Origin of the sequence: Phenylobacterium sp. Root1290 (genome assembly GCF_001425305.1) — a bacterium.
In the GTDB taxonomy this organism is placed as follows: Bacteria; Pseudomonadota; Alphaproteobacteria; order Caulobacterales; family Caulobacteraceae; genus Phenylobacterium.
Window position 1 is genome coordinate 1186590 of record NZ_LMEE01000001.1, and the last position, 16019, is coordinate 1202608.

Sequence of the window (16019 nt, forward strand, 5' to 3'; positions counted from 1 at the left end):
GGGCGACGGCGTCCGCGGCTCGCCCAGGAGGAACCCCATGCGCTTCATGTTCATCATCACGTCCGCCGACACCAGCCCGCCGTCGCCCGAGTTCATGGAGGCCATGGACAAGCTGGCGAACGAGGAGATCAAGGCCGGCCGCATGGTCGACACCGGCGGGCTGATGCCGATGCAGATGGGCGCCCGCGTGGACTTGAAGGACGGCAGGCTCAACCTGATCGACGGCCCGTTCGTGGAGGCCAAGGAGATGATCGGCGGCTACGCGATCTTCGACATGCAGAACAAGGAAGAGGCCGTCGCCTCGGCGATGAACTTCATGCAGATGCACATCGACTACATGCCCGGCTGGGAAGGGACCTGCGAGATCCGCCCCATGGCGACAGAGGACTTCGAGGCCGCCTGCCAGATCCAGGCCCCGGCCCGCGCTTGACGCGCCCCACAGCCGACGCCCATCGCGCCATCCTCGCCGCCTGGCGGGTCGAACAGCCACGGCTGATCACCGGCCTGGCGAGGATGCTGCGCGATGTGCCGCTGGCCGAGGAACTGACCCAGGAGGCGCTGGTGGCCGCGCTTGAGCGCTGGCCGGAAACCGGCGTCCCCGACCGACCCGGCGCCTGGCTGATGGCGACGGCCAAGCGCCGCGCGCTCGATCACCTGCGCCGCCGCCCGATGCTGGCGCGCAAGCACGCGATGGTGGCGCACGAGCTGGAGAGCGAGCAGCAGGCCATGCCCGACCTCGACGCCCCGCTGGACGACGACATCGGCGACGAGATGCTGCGCCTGGTGTTCACCGCCTGCCATCCGCGGCTGCCGCGTGAGGCGCGGGCGGCGCTGGCGCTGCGGATGATCTGCGGCCTGACCACCGGCGAGATCGCCCGCGCCTTCCTGCTGCCTGAGGCGACGATCGGCCAGCGCATCGTGCGGGCCAAGCGGACCCTGTCGGACTCCGGCCTGGCCTACGAGACGCCGCGCGGCGAGGAGCTGTCGGCGCGGCTCTCCTCAGTGCTGGAGGTGGTCTATCTGATCTTCAATGAGGGCTACACCGCCGCCCGCGGCGACGACTGGCTGCGGCCCCAGCTCTGCAGCGAGGCCCTGCGCCTGGGCCGCGTGCTGATCGCCGTCGCCCCGCAGGAGCCGGAGGCTCACGGCCTGCTGGCATTGATGGAGCTCAACGCCTCGCGCACGGCGGCGCGCACCGGCCCCGATGGCGACCCGATCCTGCTGCTCGACCAGGACCGTCGCCGCTGGGACCGGCTGCAGATCCGGCGCGGCCTGGCGGCCCTGGCCCGCGCCCTGGCGCTCGGCGGCGGCGATCGACCCTATGTCCTCCAGGCGGCGATCATCGCCTGCCACGCCGAGGCGCCCGCCGCGGCCGACACCGACTGGCCGCGCATCGCCGCGCTCTACGGGCGGCTGTCGGCGGTCGCGCCCTCGCCGATCGTCGAGCTCAACCGCGCCATCGCCATCGGCATGGCGGAGGGACCGGCCGCGGGCCTGGCCCTCATCGACCGCCTGACGGATGAACCGGCGCTCAAGGCCTATCATCTGCTGCCCAGCGTGCGCGGCGACCTGCTGCTGAAGCTCGGCCGGCGCGCCGAGGCCCGCGCCGCCTTCGAGGCCGCCATCGCCCTGGCCGACAACCGCCGCGAACGCGAACTGCTGCAGCGCCGCGCCGCCGAGGCCGCCGCTTCCTGATCCCGCGACATGGGCCGACCTCGCAGCCGCGCCTTGCCGCGTCGTGATTGGCGCCTTATTGGTGCAATAGTCAGAACATTCGGGAGATGCAGATGACCTATGCCGACGGGCGCGTGATTCACGACGCCGACAGCCACGTCATGGAAACCCGCGAGTGGCTGGAGCCCTTCATCGAGGACGCGGTGCGCGGCGCGCTCAAGCCGCTCTACGGTCGCGAGCGCAACCGCATCGACGACCTGCTCGACGGCGCCAAGGCCCGGCAGGGCGACCAGGCGGCCATGCAGAAGGCGCTCGAGAACCCCATCGCCGGGCCCAAGGGCTGGGTCGCGGCCGGCGCCTTCGATCCGGGCGAGCGCACCCAGGTGCTCGACCTGTTCGGCTTCTCCAGCCAGCTGGTGTTCGCGACCTCGTCGCTGCGGCCGGCGCTGTCGGCCGGCACCCCCGAGGGCCTCTACGCCGGGGCTCGCGCCCACAACCTGGCTATGGCCGCCTTCTGCCGGGCCGATCCCCGCCTCGTCGGCGTCGCCTATGTGCCGCTGGACGACGCCGAGCGCGCGCTGGACGAGGCGCGCATCGCCCTGGAGGTCGGCAACGGCGCGATCTGGGTCTCGGCCGGTCCCGCCGGCGAGAAGTCGCCCGGCCATCCCGACTACGACCCGCTCTGGAAGCTGCTGGAGACCGAGCGCGTCCCCTTCGTGCTGCACATCGGGCCTGGCACCAAGACCCAGCCCAAGGCCTTCCAGAACAACGGCCGCGAACGGGCGCCCGATCTGCACGGCGGCGGCGAGAACCTGCGCTTCGCCGACTATGTGATGCTGTCCTTCGCACCCCAGGTGTTCCTGACCGCCATGGTCTATGACGGCGTGTTCGAGCGCTTCCCGAACCTCAAGGGCGGCGTCATCGAGTCCGGGGCGGGCTGGGCGCCGGAGTTCCTGCGCCAGCTCGACCTCGCGCATCGCAGCTTCCAGCGCACCGACCCACACCTGAAGGCCATGAGCCTGAAGCCTTCGGAATACCTGCGCCGAGCGGTGAAGTTCACGCCGTTCCCCGGCGAGGACATCGGCCGGATGATCGCCGACGGCGGCGCCGAGCTCTTCCTGTTCTCCAGCGACTACCCGCACCCGGAGGGCACCAACGATCCCCTCGGCCGCTTCGAGCGGACGATGGAAGGCGTCGACGAGGCGGCCAAGGACCGCTTCTACCGCCGCAACTACGAGGAGATGATGGGCATGGACGCACTGGTCGCGGCCGAGTGAGGGCGCCGAGGGGGCCTCGCCTTGAGGCCCCCTTTGGCCATATGACGTTTCCCACCCAGGGGGACGCGGCGTGGCGAAGGGCGGCAGGCTATCGGCGGAACTGAGGCGTCGCCAGATCCTGGACGCCGCGCGCGCCGCGCTGGTCGCGCAGGGCCACCTGCCGCTGGCGCTGGAACGCCTGGCCGCCGAGATCGGGGTCAGCAAGGCGCTGATCTACAGCTACTTCCCCGATCAGGCCGATCTCTACAACGACATCCTCGCCGAGGATTTCGCGCGCCTGGATGCGGCCGGCCTGCCCGCCGCGGCGACGCTCGACGACCTGGATGCGGCGGCCCAGGCCTGCGCGGAAATCTACTTCCGCCACATCTGCGCCCATGGCCCGGCGCTACACGTCATCCTGCGCGATCAGTACATGAGCCGCCGGCTCAGCCGCGCCGTCGCCGCCGCCCGCGATGGGATCGCCCTACGACTCGCCCGCCGCGCCGCCCGCGCATTCGGCCTGCCGCCGGCCGAGGCTCTCGGCGCCTTCACCCTGGCTCTGGCCGTGCCCGAGGAAGCCGGGCGGCTGGTCTGGCAAGGCGAGCTTGCCGCCGATAGCGGGCTTGAACTCTGCCGACGTCTGACCCTGGCCGCGATCCAGGGCCTCAGGGACGACGCGTCAGCCGCCGCCTGACGGCCGATAGGCGCGCACCAGGCCGCGGTTGCCGGCCTCCACCATCGCCAGGGTGATGCGCTCGGCGCTCGCCAGCGACAGCCGCCCCCCGGCCACCAGCCGGCCCGCCCGCAAGGCCATCGCGGTCAGCACCCGCGTCGCCCCGCTCGCCAGGTCCGGCGGCAGGCCGTAGGCCGCCTCCAATCCCGTCGAGACACGGCGGCTCTCGCTGCGCCGGGTCTGTTCGCGCTCGGCCCTCAGGCCCTCGCGCACCTCGGTGCTGTTGGTCAGGACCTGGATCAGCGCCCCGCGCTGGGCGACCTCACGCAGGTAGGCCAGGGTCGACAGGCGGACTCGCTCCTGGCGGTCGCGGCCGTGGTCCAGCTCCGCATGGCGGCGCGCCTCCATGGCCTGAAGTTCGCGCCGGGCCAGGGCCAGCAACAGGTCCGCCCGCCGCGGAAAGTGATTGTGGGCCTGCGCCTCGCTCAGGCCGACCCGGCGCGCCGCCGCCTTCAGGGTCGCCGCCGGCAGGCCTTCGGCCACGATGATCTCGGCCGCCGCATCGATCAGCTGCGCGCGGCGCGCCTCGGCCGGCGCCCGCGTCTGCCGGCGCCGCGAGCCCGAGCGCTCCCCCGCCACAAGGACCGGGCCTTCGGCCCCGTCGGGCGCAGCGGGCAAGGGCGGCCGCTCGGCGCTTTGGCCGCCCTTGGCGCGGGCCCAATGGCCGCGCGGCGGATAGGGGATCAGCAGGCGGTCGCAGACCTTCGCCAGCCCGCCGCCGGTCAGGCCAAGCTCGGCCGCCACCCGCGTCATCGGCGCGGACCAGACGCGGTCGTAGAGCTGCTTGCGGGTCAGCGCGGCGTCGGCGGCTGTCATGCCCGCGACCCTAGCCGTGTCCGGCCTCTAGCGCATCGCGTCGGAAATCTGGCGCGTCACTTCCTCGGGCGAGATGCCATAGGGCAGCACGCGGTCGAACTCGCCCTTGGGATTCATCAGGTAAGCGGGCGTCGAGTGGTCGACCAGGTAGTCCGCGCCCTCGCCGTTCTTCTTGTAATAGACGCGATAGGCCTTGGCCGCCGCGGCCACCTGCTCGGGCGTGCCGGTCAGGCCGATCGCACCCTTCGGGAACACCTCGTTGGAGAGGTAGGTCTTGATCTGCTCGGGCGTGTCGCGCGCGGGATCGACGGAAATGAACACCACCTGGAACTTGTCGGCCTTGCGGCCCAGCTCCTGCTGCGCCGAGCCCAGCACCTGCATCGTCGTCGGGCAGACGTCGGGGCAGTAGGTGAACCCGAAGAACACCGCCGTCCACTTGCCCTTCAGGATTTTCTCGTCGACCGGCTTGCCGTCCTGATCGACCAGTTGGAACGGGCCGCCGACCATGGCCGTTCCAGTCCCGGCGGGGCTTGCGCCCTGTCCCCCGAACACCCCCGCGCGCCAGGCCAGCGCGCTCATGAGGACCAGGCCGACCAGGCAGGCGGCGATGAGGATCAGGTTGCGGCGGGACATGGGTCTAAACCTTTGGGGCTCGTCAGGCGCGGCGTTAGGCGCGATGCTCGCGAAATGATGGCGTCGATCAGGAACCCGTCGCCGTTGCGGCCGTCGCCCGGCCTCGATAGGCAAACGACCGACCCGGCGCAAGGCGTCGCCGAGCTCGGCATGGACGGCTCCAGCGCCGAGGGTTGGAGTCTGGCCGGCACGCGGGGCGGCCGGCTGCGCATGCGCACCCTCGTCACCCTCCGCTGGATGATCATCGCCGGCGAGCTGCTGGTCTTCGCCCTCGGCGGCCTCGTTCTGGGCTTCGAGGCTCCCTATACCCTCTGCTTCACCGTCATCGGCGCGTCTGCCTGGGTGAACCTGCTGACCGGCGTCGCCTCGCCCGGGCAGCGGCTGATCGGCGGCTGGGAGGCCGTCGCCCAGCTCGGCTTCGACATCGGCCAGATCTCGCTGCTGCTGTTCCTGACCGGCGGCACCGCCAATCCGTTCATCCTGATGCTGCTGGCGCCGGTCACCCTCGGCGCGGCGACCCTGGCCCCGCGCTCGGTCAACCTGCTGGCGGGGCTGGCCATCGCCGCCTCGGTCATCCTCGCCTTCGTGCATGCGCCGCTGCCGACCCTCGATGGCGTCGCCACCGACCTGCCCGTCGCCTTCATGATCGGCTGCGCCATCGCCAACGTCGCCGGCATCATCGTCATCGCCGGCACCGTGCGTCAGGCCACCGAGGAGTCCTCGCGCATGGCCTTGGCCCTCGACGTCACCCAGGCCGTGCTGGCGCGCGAGCAGCGGCTCTCGGCCCTGGGCGCCCTCGCCGCAGCCGCCGCCCACGAGCTGGGCACGCCGCTGGCGACCATCTCGATCGTCTCCAAGGAGCTGGCCCGCGAGGCGCCGACCGCCAGCGTCAAGGAGGACGCCGACCTGCTGATCGCCCAGGCCGAGCGCTGCGGCGAGATCCTCCGCCGCCTCACCGACGCGCCCGCCGCGGCCTCCGACGAGGTCCACGAGCGCATGAGTCTGCTGCAATTGGTGCACGAGGTGATCGAACCGCATGCAGAGGTGAAAGGCGTTCGCGTCGAGGCGATCGTCTCCGGCGCGCCCGGCGTCGCCGCGCCGGACATCTGGCGGATGCCCGAAGTGCTGCACGCCATGACCTCGTTCGTGGAGAACGCGGTCGATTTCGCCGCCTCCGAGGTGCTGGTCACCGTCCGCTTCGACGCCGACATCATCGGCATCGAGGTGCGCGACGACGGCCCCGGCTTCCCGCCGGACGTGCTTTCCAAGCTCGGCGAGCCCTATGTCACAAGCCGTCCGGGCGTCGCCGGCGGCCGCACGGGCCACGTCGGAATGGGTCTTGGCTTCTTCATCGCAAAGACCCTGCTGGAACGAACAGGGGCGACTGTGAATTTCCAGAACGGTAGACCGCGTGGCGCGATCGTCGCGGCGCGATGGCCCCGCGCCCGTATCGAAGTAAAGGCCCCATCCGCGTGAAGGCACTTGCGGAGCTGCGCCAAGCAGCGACATGATGCCGCAGGGGGCGTGTTAAAAGAACGCCCCTATCGGAGGTTGCGCATGACCGATCTCTCCGCCGATATCGCCGCTCTGCCGGACAGGAGCCTGCTTGTCCTGGATGACGACGCGCCCCTGCGCACACGCCTGGGCCGCGCCCTGGAGCAACGCGGCTTCGAGATCGTGCTGGTCGGCAGCGTCGCCGAGGCCCTGGCCGCGGTGAAGTCCAGTCCGCCGGCCTACGCCGTGCTCGACATGCGGCTCGAAGACGGCACCGGCCTGAAGGTCGTTGAGGCCGTGCGTGAGGCGCGAGCCGACGCCAAGGTCGTGATGCTGACCGGCTACGGCAACATCGCCACCGCCGTCGCGGCGGTGAAGTCCGGCGCCATCGATTATCTCTCCAAGCCGGCCGACGCCGACGACGTCGCCCGCGCCCTGCTGGCCCGCAAGGACGAGTCCCCCGCCCCGCCGGACAACCCGATGAGCGCCGACCGCGTGCGTTGGGAGCACATCCAGCGGGTCTACGAGCTCTGCGGCCACAACGTCTCGGAAACCGCCCGGCGGCTGAACATGCACCGCCGCACCCTGCAGCGCATCCTGGCCAAGCGCGCCCCGCGCTAGCCTTCCAGCTGCACGGCGGCCACGCCGGCCGCCCGCATCGCCGCCAGCCGGCCGAAGGCGATGGTCAGCGCCTTGCGCCGGGCCGGGGCCAGCGGCGTCACCGGCGTCTCGCGCAGCACCGCCCCGCCGAACCCGTCGCAGACGATCAGCCCCGGCTCTTCGGGCAGGATCTCCCGCGGAAACTCCGGCGCCACGGCGAAGGCGAAGCGGTCGCAGTAGGGCAGGTACTCATGCCATTTGCGGTCGACGCGATAGTCCTCGATCCCCGACTTCACCTCGACGATGGCGATCTCGCCCCGCGGCGACAGCGCCATCAGGTCGGCCCGGCGGCCGTTCGGCAGCGTCACCTCGCTGAGCGGCGCATAGCCCAGATCGACCAGCAGCCGCGCCGCGCCGCGCGTGACGTTGGCGGTGATCTCCGGCCGGGTGACGGTGACGATGGTGACGTCCATGCCGAAACCATGTTCCGGTTTCGTTCGAGGCGCAAGACCCGTCAATGGCGGGCGGGCTGCGGGAATTCCAGCCGGCCGATGTCGTAGCCGAGCTGCTTCAGCCGCGTGACCGCCTGGTTCTTTACGCTCGCCGGCAAGGTCGGGCGCTGCGACATCAGCCACACCGAGCGGCCGCCCGGCGTGCCCAGGATCAGCCAGCCCTGCTCGGGCCGGTGGTCCAGCACCCAGTATTCCTGGCGGACCAACCCGTTGAAGAAGGTCATCTGCAGCTTGGCGTTGGTCGCGGGGTCGAGCACCTTGGCCCGCGCCTTCCACTCCGTCACCGGCGCCGACAGCGAGCCCTTGTGGCAGGCCTGCACGACCGCGAAGCCGTCGCCGGTCCGCTGCCAGTCGGACGTGCCGCCCTGGCAGCCGGTCTGGATCTTGTTGGGCAGGCGGGCCACCTCGTACCAGCGGCCCATCATCCGGGTCAGCTCGATCTTCTGGGTCGGCGGCGGCGGCGCAGCCATGGCTGAGCCGGCGACGAGGGCGAAGGCGAGGACCGTGGAAGCAAGTGCGCGCATGACTGACGAATGATCTCGTTGGAATCGGCAAGGCCCGCGAAATCTCCCGCGGGCCTCCACGCAATATCAACGCAAATCTTGGCCGTTCCGCGGCGCGCCGTCTACTCCGCCGCCAGGGTCACGCTGGCCGCGACCCGGTCCTTGAAGTTGATCTTCTGGAGGTACTTGATCCCCTCCTCGGCGATGTCGTCGCCGACCATCCGGTCGCCTTCCGCCTTCAGCTCCTCCATGTCGACATACATGCCGTAGAAGGCGCGCGTGCGGTCGGTGATGATCCCGGCGTTCAGCAGCGTCTTGATCAGCACCCGGAAGATGTTGGTGCTTTCCTTCATGTCCTCGCGGCGGACCTCGTCCGTGGCGATCAGCTGGATCTCCTCCAGCACCCTGGCCGGGTCGAGCCCGAACTCCTCGTAGAGCGCGACCTGCTCGCTGGGCGAGACCAGGTTGAACAGCAGCACCTGGAAGCAGTGCGCGGCCCAGTCCTCGACGATGTTGTGCTCGGCCGGCGTCAGCTTCGGGATGGTGCGATCGGCCCAGATCTTCCCGAACTTGTGGTGGAAGGCCTCGTCGGTCATCACCAGCTGCATCAGCTGACGGCCCAGCGGGTCGTTGAGCTTCTGGTAGAAGGTCGCGAAGGCGCCCATGGCCAGGCCCTCGACCAGCATCTGCATGCCGATGATCTTCTTGTAGACCTCGGGGCTGCCGATGATGTCGACCAGCAGGTCCTGCAGCACCTTGCTGCACTGGATCGGCCGGCCCCAGCGGGCCTTGATGTACTTGGCGAAGGCGGTGACGTGCCGGGCTTCTTCGCGGGTCTGGTTGGCGGCGTATTCCTGCGCGCCCTGGTCCAGCAGCACGTGGCACAGGCTGGCCGACAGGTTCAGCGCGCCCTGCTCGCCGTGCAGGATCGAGGAGAACGAATAGAGCAGCGACTTGTTGACGAACTGCGCCCGCAGCTCGGGCGTATTCAGCTTGGCCTTCACATAGTCGGTGTGCAGCGCGACGTTCAGGTCCTCGCTGACCAACGGCTGGCTCTGCATGTCCCAGGGGGCCGAGAAGTCGATGTACTTCGGGTCGAGCGGATCCCAGAAGTGGTCGTGCGTCGCCGAGATGATCTTGTCGAAGGCGCTCGAGCGGTTGTTGTACCGGTCAAGGTCCAGCATCGACTCGAAGTCGTCCGGCGCCACGGCGTCGTAGAGGATGTCCTTGGTGATGTTGCCGTCAGCGGCCATGACGTCTCTCCCTGAGCCCTGATCCCGAGCTTTGGACGAAACACCAACACCGATGTTCCGGAGCGTCAAAGGAAAATGACGCACCCGTCAAATTTGTAATGATCGCCGATAAGCCAGGCCGCGGAGCTAGGCCGCGCGCGGCCCCAGCAGGATGATCCCCGCCCCGGCGATGCACACCGCCGCCCCGATCAGGTCCCAGCGGTCGGGACGTACCCCCTCCACCGCCAGCAGCCAGACCAGCGAGGCGGCGACATAGATCCCGCCATAGGCCGCATAGGCCCGCCCCGCCGCCGCCGCGTCGACCAGGGTCAACAGCCAGGCGAACGCGATCAGGCTGGCGATCCCCGGCACGATCCACCAGACCGGCTTGCCCTCGCGCAGCCACATCCAGAACGAGAAGCACCCGGCGATCTCGGCGGCGGCGGCGGCGATGTAGACGATGGCGGTCATGGGGGGAGATGGCCGCATCAAGCCGCCAAGCACAACCACTCCCGCGACCCCACAGCTGTCATCCCGGTTTCGGCGCAGCCGAAGACCGGGACCCATGAACACCCAATGGTGAAGGTGGCGGCTCGGCCTAGCCATCCGCGCGATCATGAGCGCGAATGGGTCCCGGTCTTGCTTCGCAAACCGGGATGACACCGCCCCCCAAACGCAAACGGCGCTCCAGCCAGAGACCGGAGCGCCGTTCTTACGCGCGACTGTGCGGGTCGCTTGTTACTCCGCGGCGATCGAGATCGTGCTCGCCAGGCGGTCCTTGAAGTTGATCTCCTGGAGGTACTTGATCCCCTCCTCGGCGATGTCGTCGCCGACCATCCGGTCGCCTTCGCCGCGCAGTTCCTCGATGTCCACGTACATCGCGTAGAACGCCTTGGTGCGGTCGGTGATGATGCCGGCGTTCAGCAGGGTCTTCACCAGCACCCGGAAGATGTTGGTCTGTTCCTTCATGTTCTCGCGGCGGGTCTCGTCGGTGACCATGGCGGCCATCTCGGCGATCACCTTGTCCGGATCCAGGCCGAACTCCTCATAGAGGTCGCGCTGCTGGCTGGGCGAAACCAGGTTGAACAGCAGCGTCTGGAAGCAGTGCGCGGCCCAGGTCTCGATGATCTCGTGCTCGGCCTCGCTCAGGTGCGGGATGGTCCGGTCGGCCCAGATCTTCCCGAACTTGTGGTGGAAGGCCTCGTCGGTCATGACGAGTTGCAGGAGCTTCTTCCCCATCGGGTCGCGGATGTTGTTGAAGAAGGTCGCGAAGGCGCCCATGGCCAGGCCCTCGACCAGCATCTGCATGCCGATGATCTTCTTGTAGACCTCCGGGCTGCCGATGATGTCGACCAGCAGGGTCTTCAGGGTCGGGCCGCATTCGACCGGACGGCCCCAGCGCGCCTTGATGTACTTGGCGAAGGCGGTGACGTGACGCGCTTCTTCACGGGTCTGGTTGGCGGCGTATTCCTGCGCGCCCTGGTCCTTCAGCACGTGGCAGAGGCTGGCCGATAGGTTCAGCGCGCCCTGCTCGCCATGCAGGATCGAGGAGAACGAGCGCAGCGCCGACTGGTTGGCGAACCGCACGCGGGTCTTCCAGTCGGTCAGGTGGTTGGAGACGTAGTCCGTCGACAGCGAGATGATCATCTCCTCGGGGAGGAGCATCTCGTTTTCCATGTCGAACGGCTCGTCGAAGTCGATGTACTTCTTGTCCAGCGGATCCCAGAAGTGGTCGTGCGTCGCCGAGATGATCTTGTCGAAGGCCGTCGAGCGGGCGTTGTAGCGGTCCAGCTCCAGCATCGACTCGAAGTCGTCCGGCGCGACCGCGTCGTAGATAACGTCCTTGGTGATATTGCCGTCGGCGGCCATCGGCTCTTCCTCCTGACAAGGCGCACGAAAGCGCCCGCTGTTTCCTCGTTGGGAAAAGCCTCTCAAGAGAACGGCGATCAGTCAAGGAAAATGACGGCGGCGTCACTTTTGCGAGCGACTGTCAGTTCAGGCGCCCGCCAGCGGCGCTCGCGCGTTCTCCATTCCAAGGCGAGCGGACCGATCCGCCGCCGGGATCAGAGAGGAAGCCCGGATGCGTATGCTTCTGAGAGTGTCCATTCCCGTGGAGGCTGGGAACGCCGCGGCTCAGGCCGGAACCCTGGGGCCGACCATCGAGCGGATCGTGGCGGGGCTCAAACCCGAGGCGGCCTACTTCCATTCCGACGACCACGGCCAGCGGTCGGCCATCATTGTGTTCGACATGACCGAGACCTCGCAGATCCCGGCCATCGCCGAGCCATGGTTCCTGGCCTTCGACGCCCAGGTCTCTCTGCAGCCGGTCATGACCCCGCAGGACCTCACCGCCGCCGGCCCGTCCATCGCCGCGGCGGTCGAGGCGTACGGAGTCTAGTCCGCCGCGTCCTCGATGGCGTGGATGTCGTCGTCGCTGAGCCCGAAGTGGTGGCCGATCTCGTGCACCAGCACGTGGCTGACCAGTTCGGCCAGGGTCACGTCGCCCCGCTCGGCCCACTCGTCCAGGATCGCGCGGCGATAGAGGAAGATCCGGCTCGGCCCCGGCGAGGGGTCGAGCACGGAGCGGTGGCCGATGTGCACGCCGCTGTAGAGGCCCGACAGGTCGAACGGGTTCTCGATGCCCAGTTCGTCCAGCACCTCGTCGGCGGCGAAGTCGTCGACCCGGAAGATCACGTCCCCGGTCAGCTTGCGGAAATCGGCCGGCAGGGCCGCGAAGGCGGCCTCGGCCAGGGCGGCGAGGTCGTCGAGGGAGGGCGCGCGGCCCGCATAAGGATCACTCATCAGGCACGACTATATGGGGAGCCTCGGGCAGGCGCGTCTCAAAAAGCCCGATGTCCAGCGGCTGCTGCGGCTTCACCGCCCGCAGCGGTTGGCGGGTCAGCGCCCGCAGGGCGTCGGTGTCCATCTCGTCGCCGCCCTTGCGGCGGGCATGGCGGGCCTGGGTGTCGACGGCGTGACGCTGCGGGGCGCCGCCGATCCGCCAATAGGAGATCATCGCCTGCCAGACGGTCGCCGGCGGCGCGGGCGGAGCCGGCCAGCGATGGCCGTCCTTGAAGGTCGGCTGCACGGGCGCCGGCGCGCGGCGGCGCTTGCCGGACTGCGGCGCGACCTGTTCGACCAGGGTGATGAAGCGGTCCTCGGCGCTCAGGGTGACGATCCGGCCCGGCCGGTCGTCCTCGACCTTGCCGGCCAGGGCGTCCAGCGCCGCGTCGCGGCTGGCGTAGGTCGGGCCGATCGCCTCGGTGACGAAGGCCACGGCCTGGCCGGCCGCCAGCGCCGCCTCGCGCTCGCGCGCCGCCCGCCCGCTTGGCGTGGCGAAGGCCTGGCCCGCATCGGCGGCCACGGGGTACAGGATCGCGGTCATAACCTCCCGATCATCGCCGAAATGCGCGGACCAAACTATGGTCGCTTGAGATGATTCGCCGTCTTCGACGACCTGCGGCGACGGAGCGCCGATGAGCGAGCAAGATCTGATCCTGGGGGCCGCCGCCGGCGCGGTGCTGCTCGCCCTCTGCGCCATGTTCTGGCTGGTGGACCAGCGCCGCCGCAACGAGGCGCGGCTGGACGTCCTGCGCAACCGGATCGCCGAACTGGAAGCCGGCGCCGAAGCCGCCCAGGCCTCGGTGGACGCCTTTGATTCCGCCCTGCTCGCCGTCGAGGACGGCCACGCCAGCCTGACCTCCGGCGAAGAGAGCCTGGCCGTCTGCGCCGAGGCGCTCGGCGCCCAGAACGGCGACCCGCAGGGGGTGGTGTCGGCCCTGATGCGCGCCGACCCCGACCACGCCCGCCGCCTGCGCGCCCTGTTCGAGCGGGGCGAGGCCTGCGCCTTCGAGGTCCAGGGTCCGGGCGGCGTCGTCTCGGTCGAGGGCCGGGCCGCCGGCGCCCTGGCCTGGCTGCGGCTCTCGGCGGTGGTCGGCGAGGACGCCGGCCTGCCGACCGCGCCGCGTTTCGCCGCCTTCCTGGCCGCGCGCGCCGCGCCCGCCTGGATCGCCGCCGCCGACGGCAGCCCGGTCTGGGTCAACGCCGCCTGGCTGACCGCCGCCGGGGCCGCCAGCCTCGACGAGGCCGCCGCCCGCGGCGCCTCCTTCGACAAGGGCGCCGAGAGCCTGGCCAGCGAGGCCGCCAATCTCGGCTCCAAGCGCCAGGCCCTGCGCTGGACCACGCTCGGCGGCCGCCGCCGCGCCTTCCAGGTCGTCGCCCAGCCGCTGGAAGGCGGCGGGGTCGGGGTCTGGACCGACGACGTCACCGAGACCGAAGAGCTGCGCGAGGCGCTCAAGCGCCATGTCGAGGCCCACGACGAGACGCTGAACCACATCGCCGACGCCGTCGCCATTTTCGGCGAAGGCAAGCGGCTGATCTTCCACAACACCGCCTTCGCCGAGCTTTGGGGCCTGGAGCCGGCCTGGCTGGCCGACCGCCCCAGCCATGGCGAGGTGCTCGACCGCCTGCGCCAGCGCCGGCGCCTGCCCGAGACCATCGACTACGCCAAGTGGAAGGCCGCCGAGCTCGACCGCTACGAGGACACCTCGACCGGCCCCGACGATCTCTGGAGCCTGCCGGACGGCCGCACGCTGAAGGTCGGCCGCCAGCCGCACCCGATGGGCGGCGTGGTGCTGCTGTTCTCCGACATCACCGGAGAGCTGCGCCTGAAGGCCCAGTACAACGGCCAGATCCAGGTCCAGCAGGCCACCCTCGACAAGCTCAACGACGCCGTGGCCGTGTTCGGCTCCGACGGCCGCCTGCGCCTGCACAACGAGGCGTTCGAGCTGTTCTGGAACGTCAGCGCCGATCAGCTGCAGGTCGCCCACGACTTCGAGGGCGTGGTCGAGCTCTGCGTGCGCCGCCTGCACGACATGAATTTCTGGCGCGAGCTGAAGGGCCGCGTGGCCGACCCCGACCCGCAGGCGAGAGCCCCGATCTCGGGCGAGGTGAAGACCTCGGACTCGCGCATCGTCGTCTATCAGAGCCGCCCGTTGCCGGACGGCGCCACCCTGATCGCCTTCGCCGACGTCACCGACGCCCGCAAGCTGGAGAGCGCGCTCGCCGACCGCTCGGCCGCCCTGGCCGAGGCCGAGCGCCTCAAGCGCGACTTCGTCGGCAACGTCTCCTACGAGCTGCGCACGCCGCTCACGACGATCATCGGCTACTCCGAACTGCTCGAGCGCTCGGGGGAGAACCTTTCCGAGCGCGGCCGTGGCCACGCCGCCGCCGTCCGCACCGCGGCGACCCAACTCGCCCGCTCGATCGACGACGTGCTCGACATGGCCCAGATCGACGCCGACGAAATGGCGCTGGACCTCGAGGACGTCCGCGTCGCCGACCTGCTGAGCGAGGCCGCCGAGCGCTGGGAGAAGGAAGCCCAGGCCGCCCAGGTGACCATCAAGGTCGAACATCCCGACGAGATCGGCCTGCTGCGCGGCGACATGCGCCGCCTGGCCCAGACCCTCGACCATCTGGCCGAGAACGCCGTGCGCCAGACCCCGCCCGGCGGGACCGTCACCATCGCCGCCCGTCGCGGCCTCGGCGAAGTGCAGCTGCAGGTCACCGACACCGGCCGCGGCATCCCCTTCCACGTCCAGGCGCACATCTTCGACCGCTTCATCGGCCGCGAGCGCGGCGGCCCGGGACTGGGCCTGGCCCTGGTCAAGGCGCTGGTCGAGCTGCACGGCGGCTGGGTCGCGCTGGAGAGCGAGCCGGGCGCCGGCGCCACCTTCACCTGCCATCTGCCTGAGGCGGCCCAGGGCGCGGCCGGCCATCCCGAGCTGCGGTTCTAGGAAACGCCGCGGCGCCCGCCGATCCGGCCGCATTCGCGCCACATTGCGGCGCCGTCTCCAGAGTTACGCTAAGCCTTGCCGGAATGGGCTTTTGTGAAGCTTTTCCGCTCAACAAGCGGAGCCTTTCAGGTCCCGCCGCGTTTACGCCTTACGGGGGGCCTAAGGTCCCGACTGAACGGAGGTGACCTAATGACCGAACAGGCTCAAGCGGACCACGAGTTCAAGACCGAACTGACGGCCTTGATCCCCCAGATGCGGGCGTTCGCCCGGTCTCTCTGCCGGGACGCGACCGCTGCTGACGATCTCGCGCAGGACGCCCTCCTCAAGGCCTGGAACAACCGGGCCAGCTACGAGCCGGGCACCAACATGAAGGCCTGGACCTTCATGATCCTTCGCAACCAGTTCTATTCCGACAAGCGCCGTTCGTGGCGCTCCACCCAGCTCGATCCGGAAGTGGCCGAGCGCACCCTCGAGGCGGCCTCCAACCCGATGGCCAGCCTGGAGCTCGACGAAGTCCGTCGCGCCCTCGCCTGCCTGCCGGAAGATCAGCGCGAAGCCCTGATCCTGATCGGCGCCGGCGGCCTCTCCTACGAGGAAGTCTCCGAGATCTGCGGCTGCGCCATCGGCACGATCAAGAGCCGCGTCAGCCGCGCCCGTGACCGCCTGGCCGCGATCATCGAGGACGGCTCCTACGGGCACGACACCATCCTGCCCTCGAACGCCATGGCGACCATCATCGCCGAACTCGACGGCCTGCGCCGCGCCGCGTAG

At 69.8% G+C, this 16019-nt stretch carries 18 protein-coding genes; 9 read left to right on the forward strand and 9 right to left on the reverse strand.

Annotated features, from left to right (window positions below; all coding sequences use genetic code 11):
* Positions 1–37: 37 nt before the first annotated feature.
* The 4 genes from ASC79_RS05760 (at position 38) to ASC79_RS05775 (ending at position 3624) form a co-directional block, all read left to right on the forward strand.
* Positions 38–430: a YciI family protein gene (locus tag ASC79_RS05760; RefSeq protein WP_056024885.1), complete on the forward strand. Its 393-nt coding sequence runs from the start codon at positions 38–40 to the stop codon at positions 428–430.
* Positions 427–1695 carry an RNA polymerase sigma factor gene (locus tag ASC79_RS05765; RefSeq protein ID WP_056024882.1) on the forward strand — a complete coding sequence of 423 codons (1269 nt, stop codon included), beginning with the start codon at positions 427–429 and terminating at the stop codon, positions 1693–1695. Before ASC79_RS05760 ends, ASC79_RS05765 begins: the two co-directional genes overlap by 4 nt.
* Before the next feature lie 92 nt (positions 1696–1787).
* A complete protein-coding gene (locus tag ASC79_RS05770) occupies positions 1788–2951 on the forward strand; it encodes an amidohydrolase family protein (RefSeq protein ID WP_200937080.1) in 1164 nt (387 codons plus the stop codon).
* Positions 2952–3021: 70 nt separating this feature from the next.
* The gene (locus ASC79_RS05775; protein ID WP_056024876.1) at positions 3022–3624 is read left to right on the forward strand and encodes a TetR/AcrR family transcriptional regulator; all 603 of its coding nucleotides are present in this window, start codon (positions 3022–3024) and stop codon (positions 3622–3624) included.
* On the opposite strand, the gene ASC79_RS05780 is transcribed toward ASC79_RS05775, so the two are convergent.
* A complete protein-coding gene (locus ASC79_RS05780) occupies positions 3610–4479 on the reverse strand; it encodes a TetR/AcrR family transcriptional regulator (RefSeq protein WP_056024873.1) in 870 nt (289 codons plus the stop codon). The genes ASC79_RS05775 and ASC79_RS05780 overlap by 15 nt on opposite strands.
* A gap of 27 nt (positions 4480–4506) precedes the next feature.
* Positions 4507–5112 carry an SCO family protein gene (locus ASC79_RS05785; protein WP_056024870.1) on the reverse strand — a complete coding sequence of 202 codons (606 nt, stop codon included), beginning with the start codon at positions 5110–5112 and terminating at the stop codon, positions 4507–4509.
* 57 nt (positions 5113–5169) lie between these two features.
* Here ASC79_RS05785 and ASC79_RS05790 point away from each other — a divergent pair, with 57 nt between their 5' ends.
* Entirely contained in the window at positions 5170–6588 is a 1419-nt protein-coding gene (locus ASC79_RS05790) for an ActS/PrrB/RegB family redox-sensitive histidine kinase (RefSeq protein ID WP_156378454.1), read from the forward strand.
* An 81-nt stretch (positions 6589–6669) separates the two neighbouring features.
* Positions 6670–7227 carry an ActR/PrrA/RegA family redox response regulator transcription factor gene (locus ASC79_RS05795; RefSeq protein WP_056024867.1) on the forward strand — a complete coding sequence of 186 codons (558 nt, stop codon included), beginning with the start codon at positions 6670–6672 and terminating at the stop codon, positions 7225–7227.
* On the opposite strand, the gene mmcB is transcribed toward ASC79_RS05795, so the two are convergent.
* The 5 genes from mmcB to ASC79_RS05820 form a co-directional block, all read right to left on the reverse strand.
* On the reverse strand, positions 7224–7679 hold the full coding sequence (gene mmcB, locus ASC79_RS05800) for a DNA repair putative endonuclease MmcB (RefSeq protein WP_056024864.1): 456 nt from the start codon (positions 7677–7679) through the stop codon (positions 7224–7226). The genes ASC79_RS05795 and mmcB overlap by 4 nt on opposite strands.
* Positions 7680–7720: 41 nt before the next feature.
* Positions 7721–8242, reverse strand: a complete 522-nt coding sequence (locus ASC79_RS05805; RefSeq protein ID WP_056024861.1) for a lipocalin family protein — start codon at positions 8240–8242, stop codon at positions 7721–7723.
* A 101-nt stretch (positions 8243–8343) separates the two neighbouring features.
* Complete coding sequence (locus ASC79_RS05810; protein ID WP_056024858.1) at positions 8344–9474, reverse strand: ferritin-like domain-containing protein; 1131 nt, start codon at positions 9472–9474, stop codon at positions 8344–8346.
* Positions 9475–9600: 126 nt separating this feature from the next.
* Positions 9601–9924, reverse strand: coding sequence for a YnfA family protein (locus ASC79_RS05815; protein WP_056024855.1), 324 nt, complete (start codon positions 9922–9924; stop codon positions 9601–9603).
* A 267-nt stretch (positions 9925–10191) separates the two neighbouring features.
* A complete protein-coding gene (locus tag ASC79_RS05820; protein ID WP_056024852.1) occupies positions 10192–11322 on the reverse strand; it encodes a ferritin-like domain-containing protein in 1131 nt (376 codons plus the stop codon).
* Positions 11323–11533: 211 nt separating this feature from the next.
* Between ASC79_RS05820 and ASC79_RS05825 the strand changes: the two genes are divergently transcribed.
* The gene (locus tag ASC79_RS05825) at positions 11534–11851 is read left to right on the forward strand and encodes a hypothetical protein (RefSeq protein ID WP_056024849.1); all 318 of its coding nucleotides are present in this window, start codon (positions 11534–11536) and stop codon (positions 11849–11851) included.
* Here ASC79_RS05825 and ASC79_RS05830 read toward each other — a convergent pair.
* Both ASC79_RS05830 and ASC79_RS05835 read right to left on the reverse strand, forming a co-directional pair.
* The gene (locus tag ASC79_RS05830) at positions 11848–12255 is read right to left on the reverse strand and encodes a metallopeptidase family protein (protein ID WP_056024846.1); all 408 of its coding nucleotides are present in this window, start codon (positions 12253–12255) and stop codon (positions 11848–11850) included. The genes ASC79_RS05825 and ASC79_RS05830 overlap by 4 nt on opposite strands.
* Entirely contained in the window at positions 12248–12838 is a 591-nt protein-coding gene (locus tag ASC79_RS05835) for a hypothetical protein (protein ID WP_056024843.1), read from the reverse strand. The genes ASC79_RS05830 and ASC79_RS05835 overlap by 8 nt, the downstream gene beginning before the upstream one ends.
* A gap of 91 nt (positions 12839–12929) precedes the next feature.
* On the opposite strand from ASC79_RS05835, the gene ASC79_RS05840 reads away from it, so the two are divergent.
* Both ASC79_RS05840 and ASC79_RS05845 read left to right on the forward strand, forming a co-directional pair.
* Positions 12930–15248: a PAS domain-containing sensor histidine kinase gene (locus ASC79_RS05840; RefSeq protein ID WP_056106226.1), complete on the forward strand. Its 2319-nt coding sequence runs from the start codon at positions 12930–12932 to the stop codon at positions 15246–15248.
* Between the two features lie 189 nt (positions 15249–15437).
* Positions 15438–16019 (forward strand): sigma-70 family RNA polymerase sigma factor, encoded by a 582-nt coding sequence (locus ASC79_RS05845; protein ID WP_056024837.1) that lies wholly within the window; start codon positions 15438–15440, stop codon positions 16017–16019.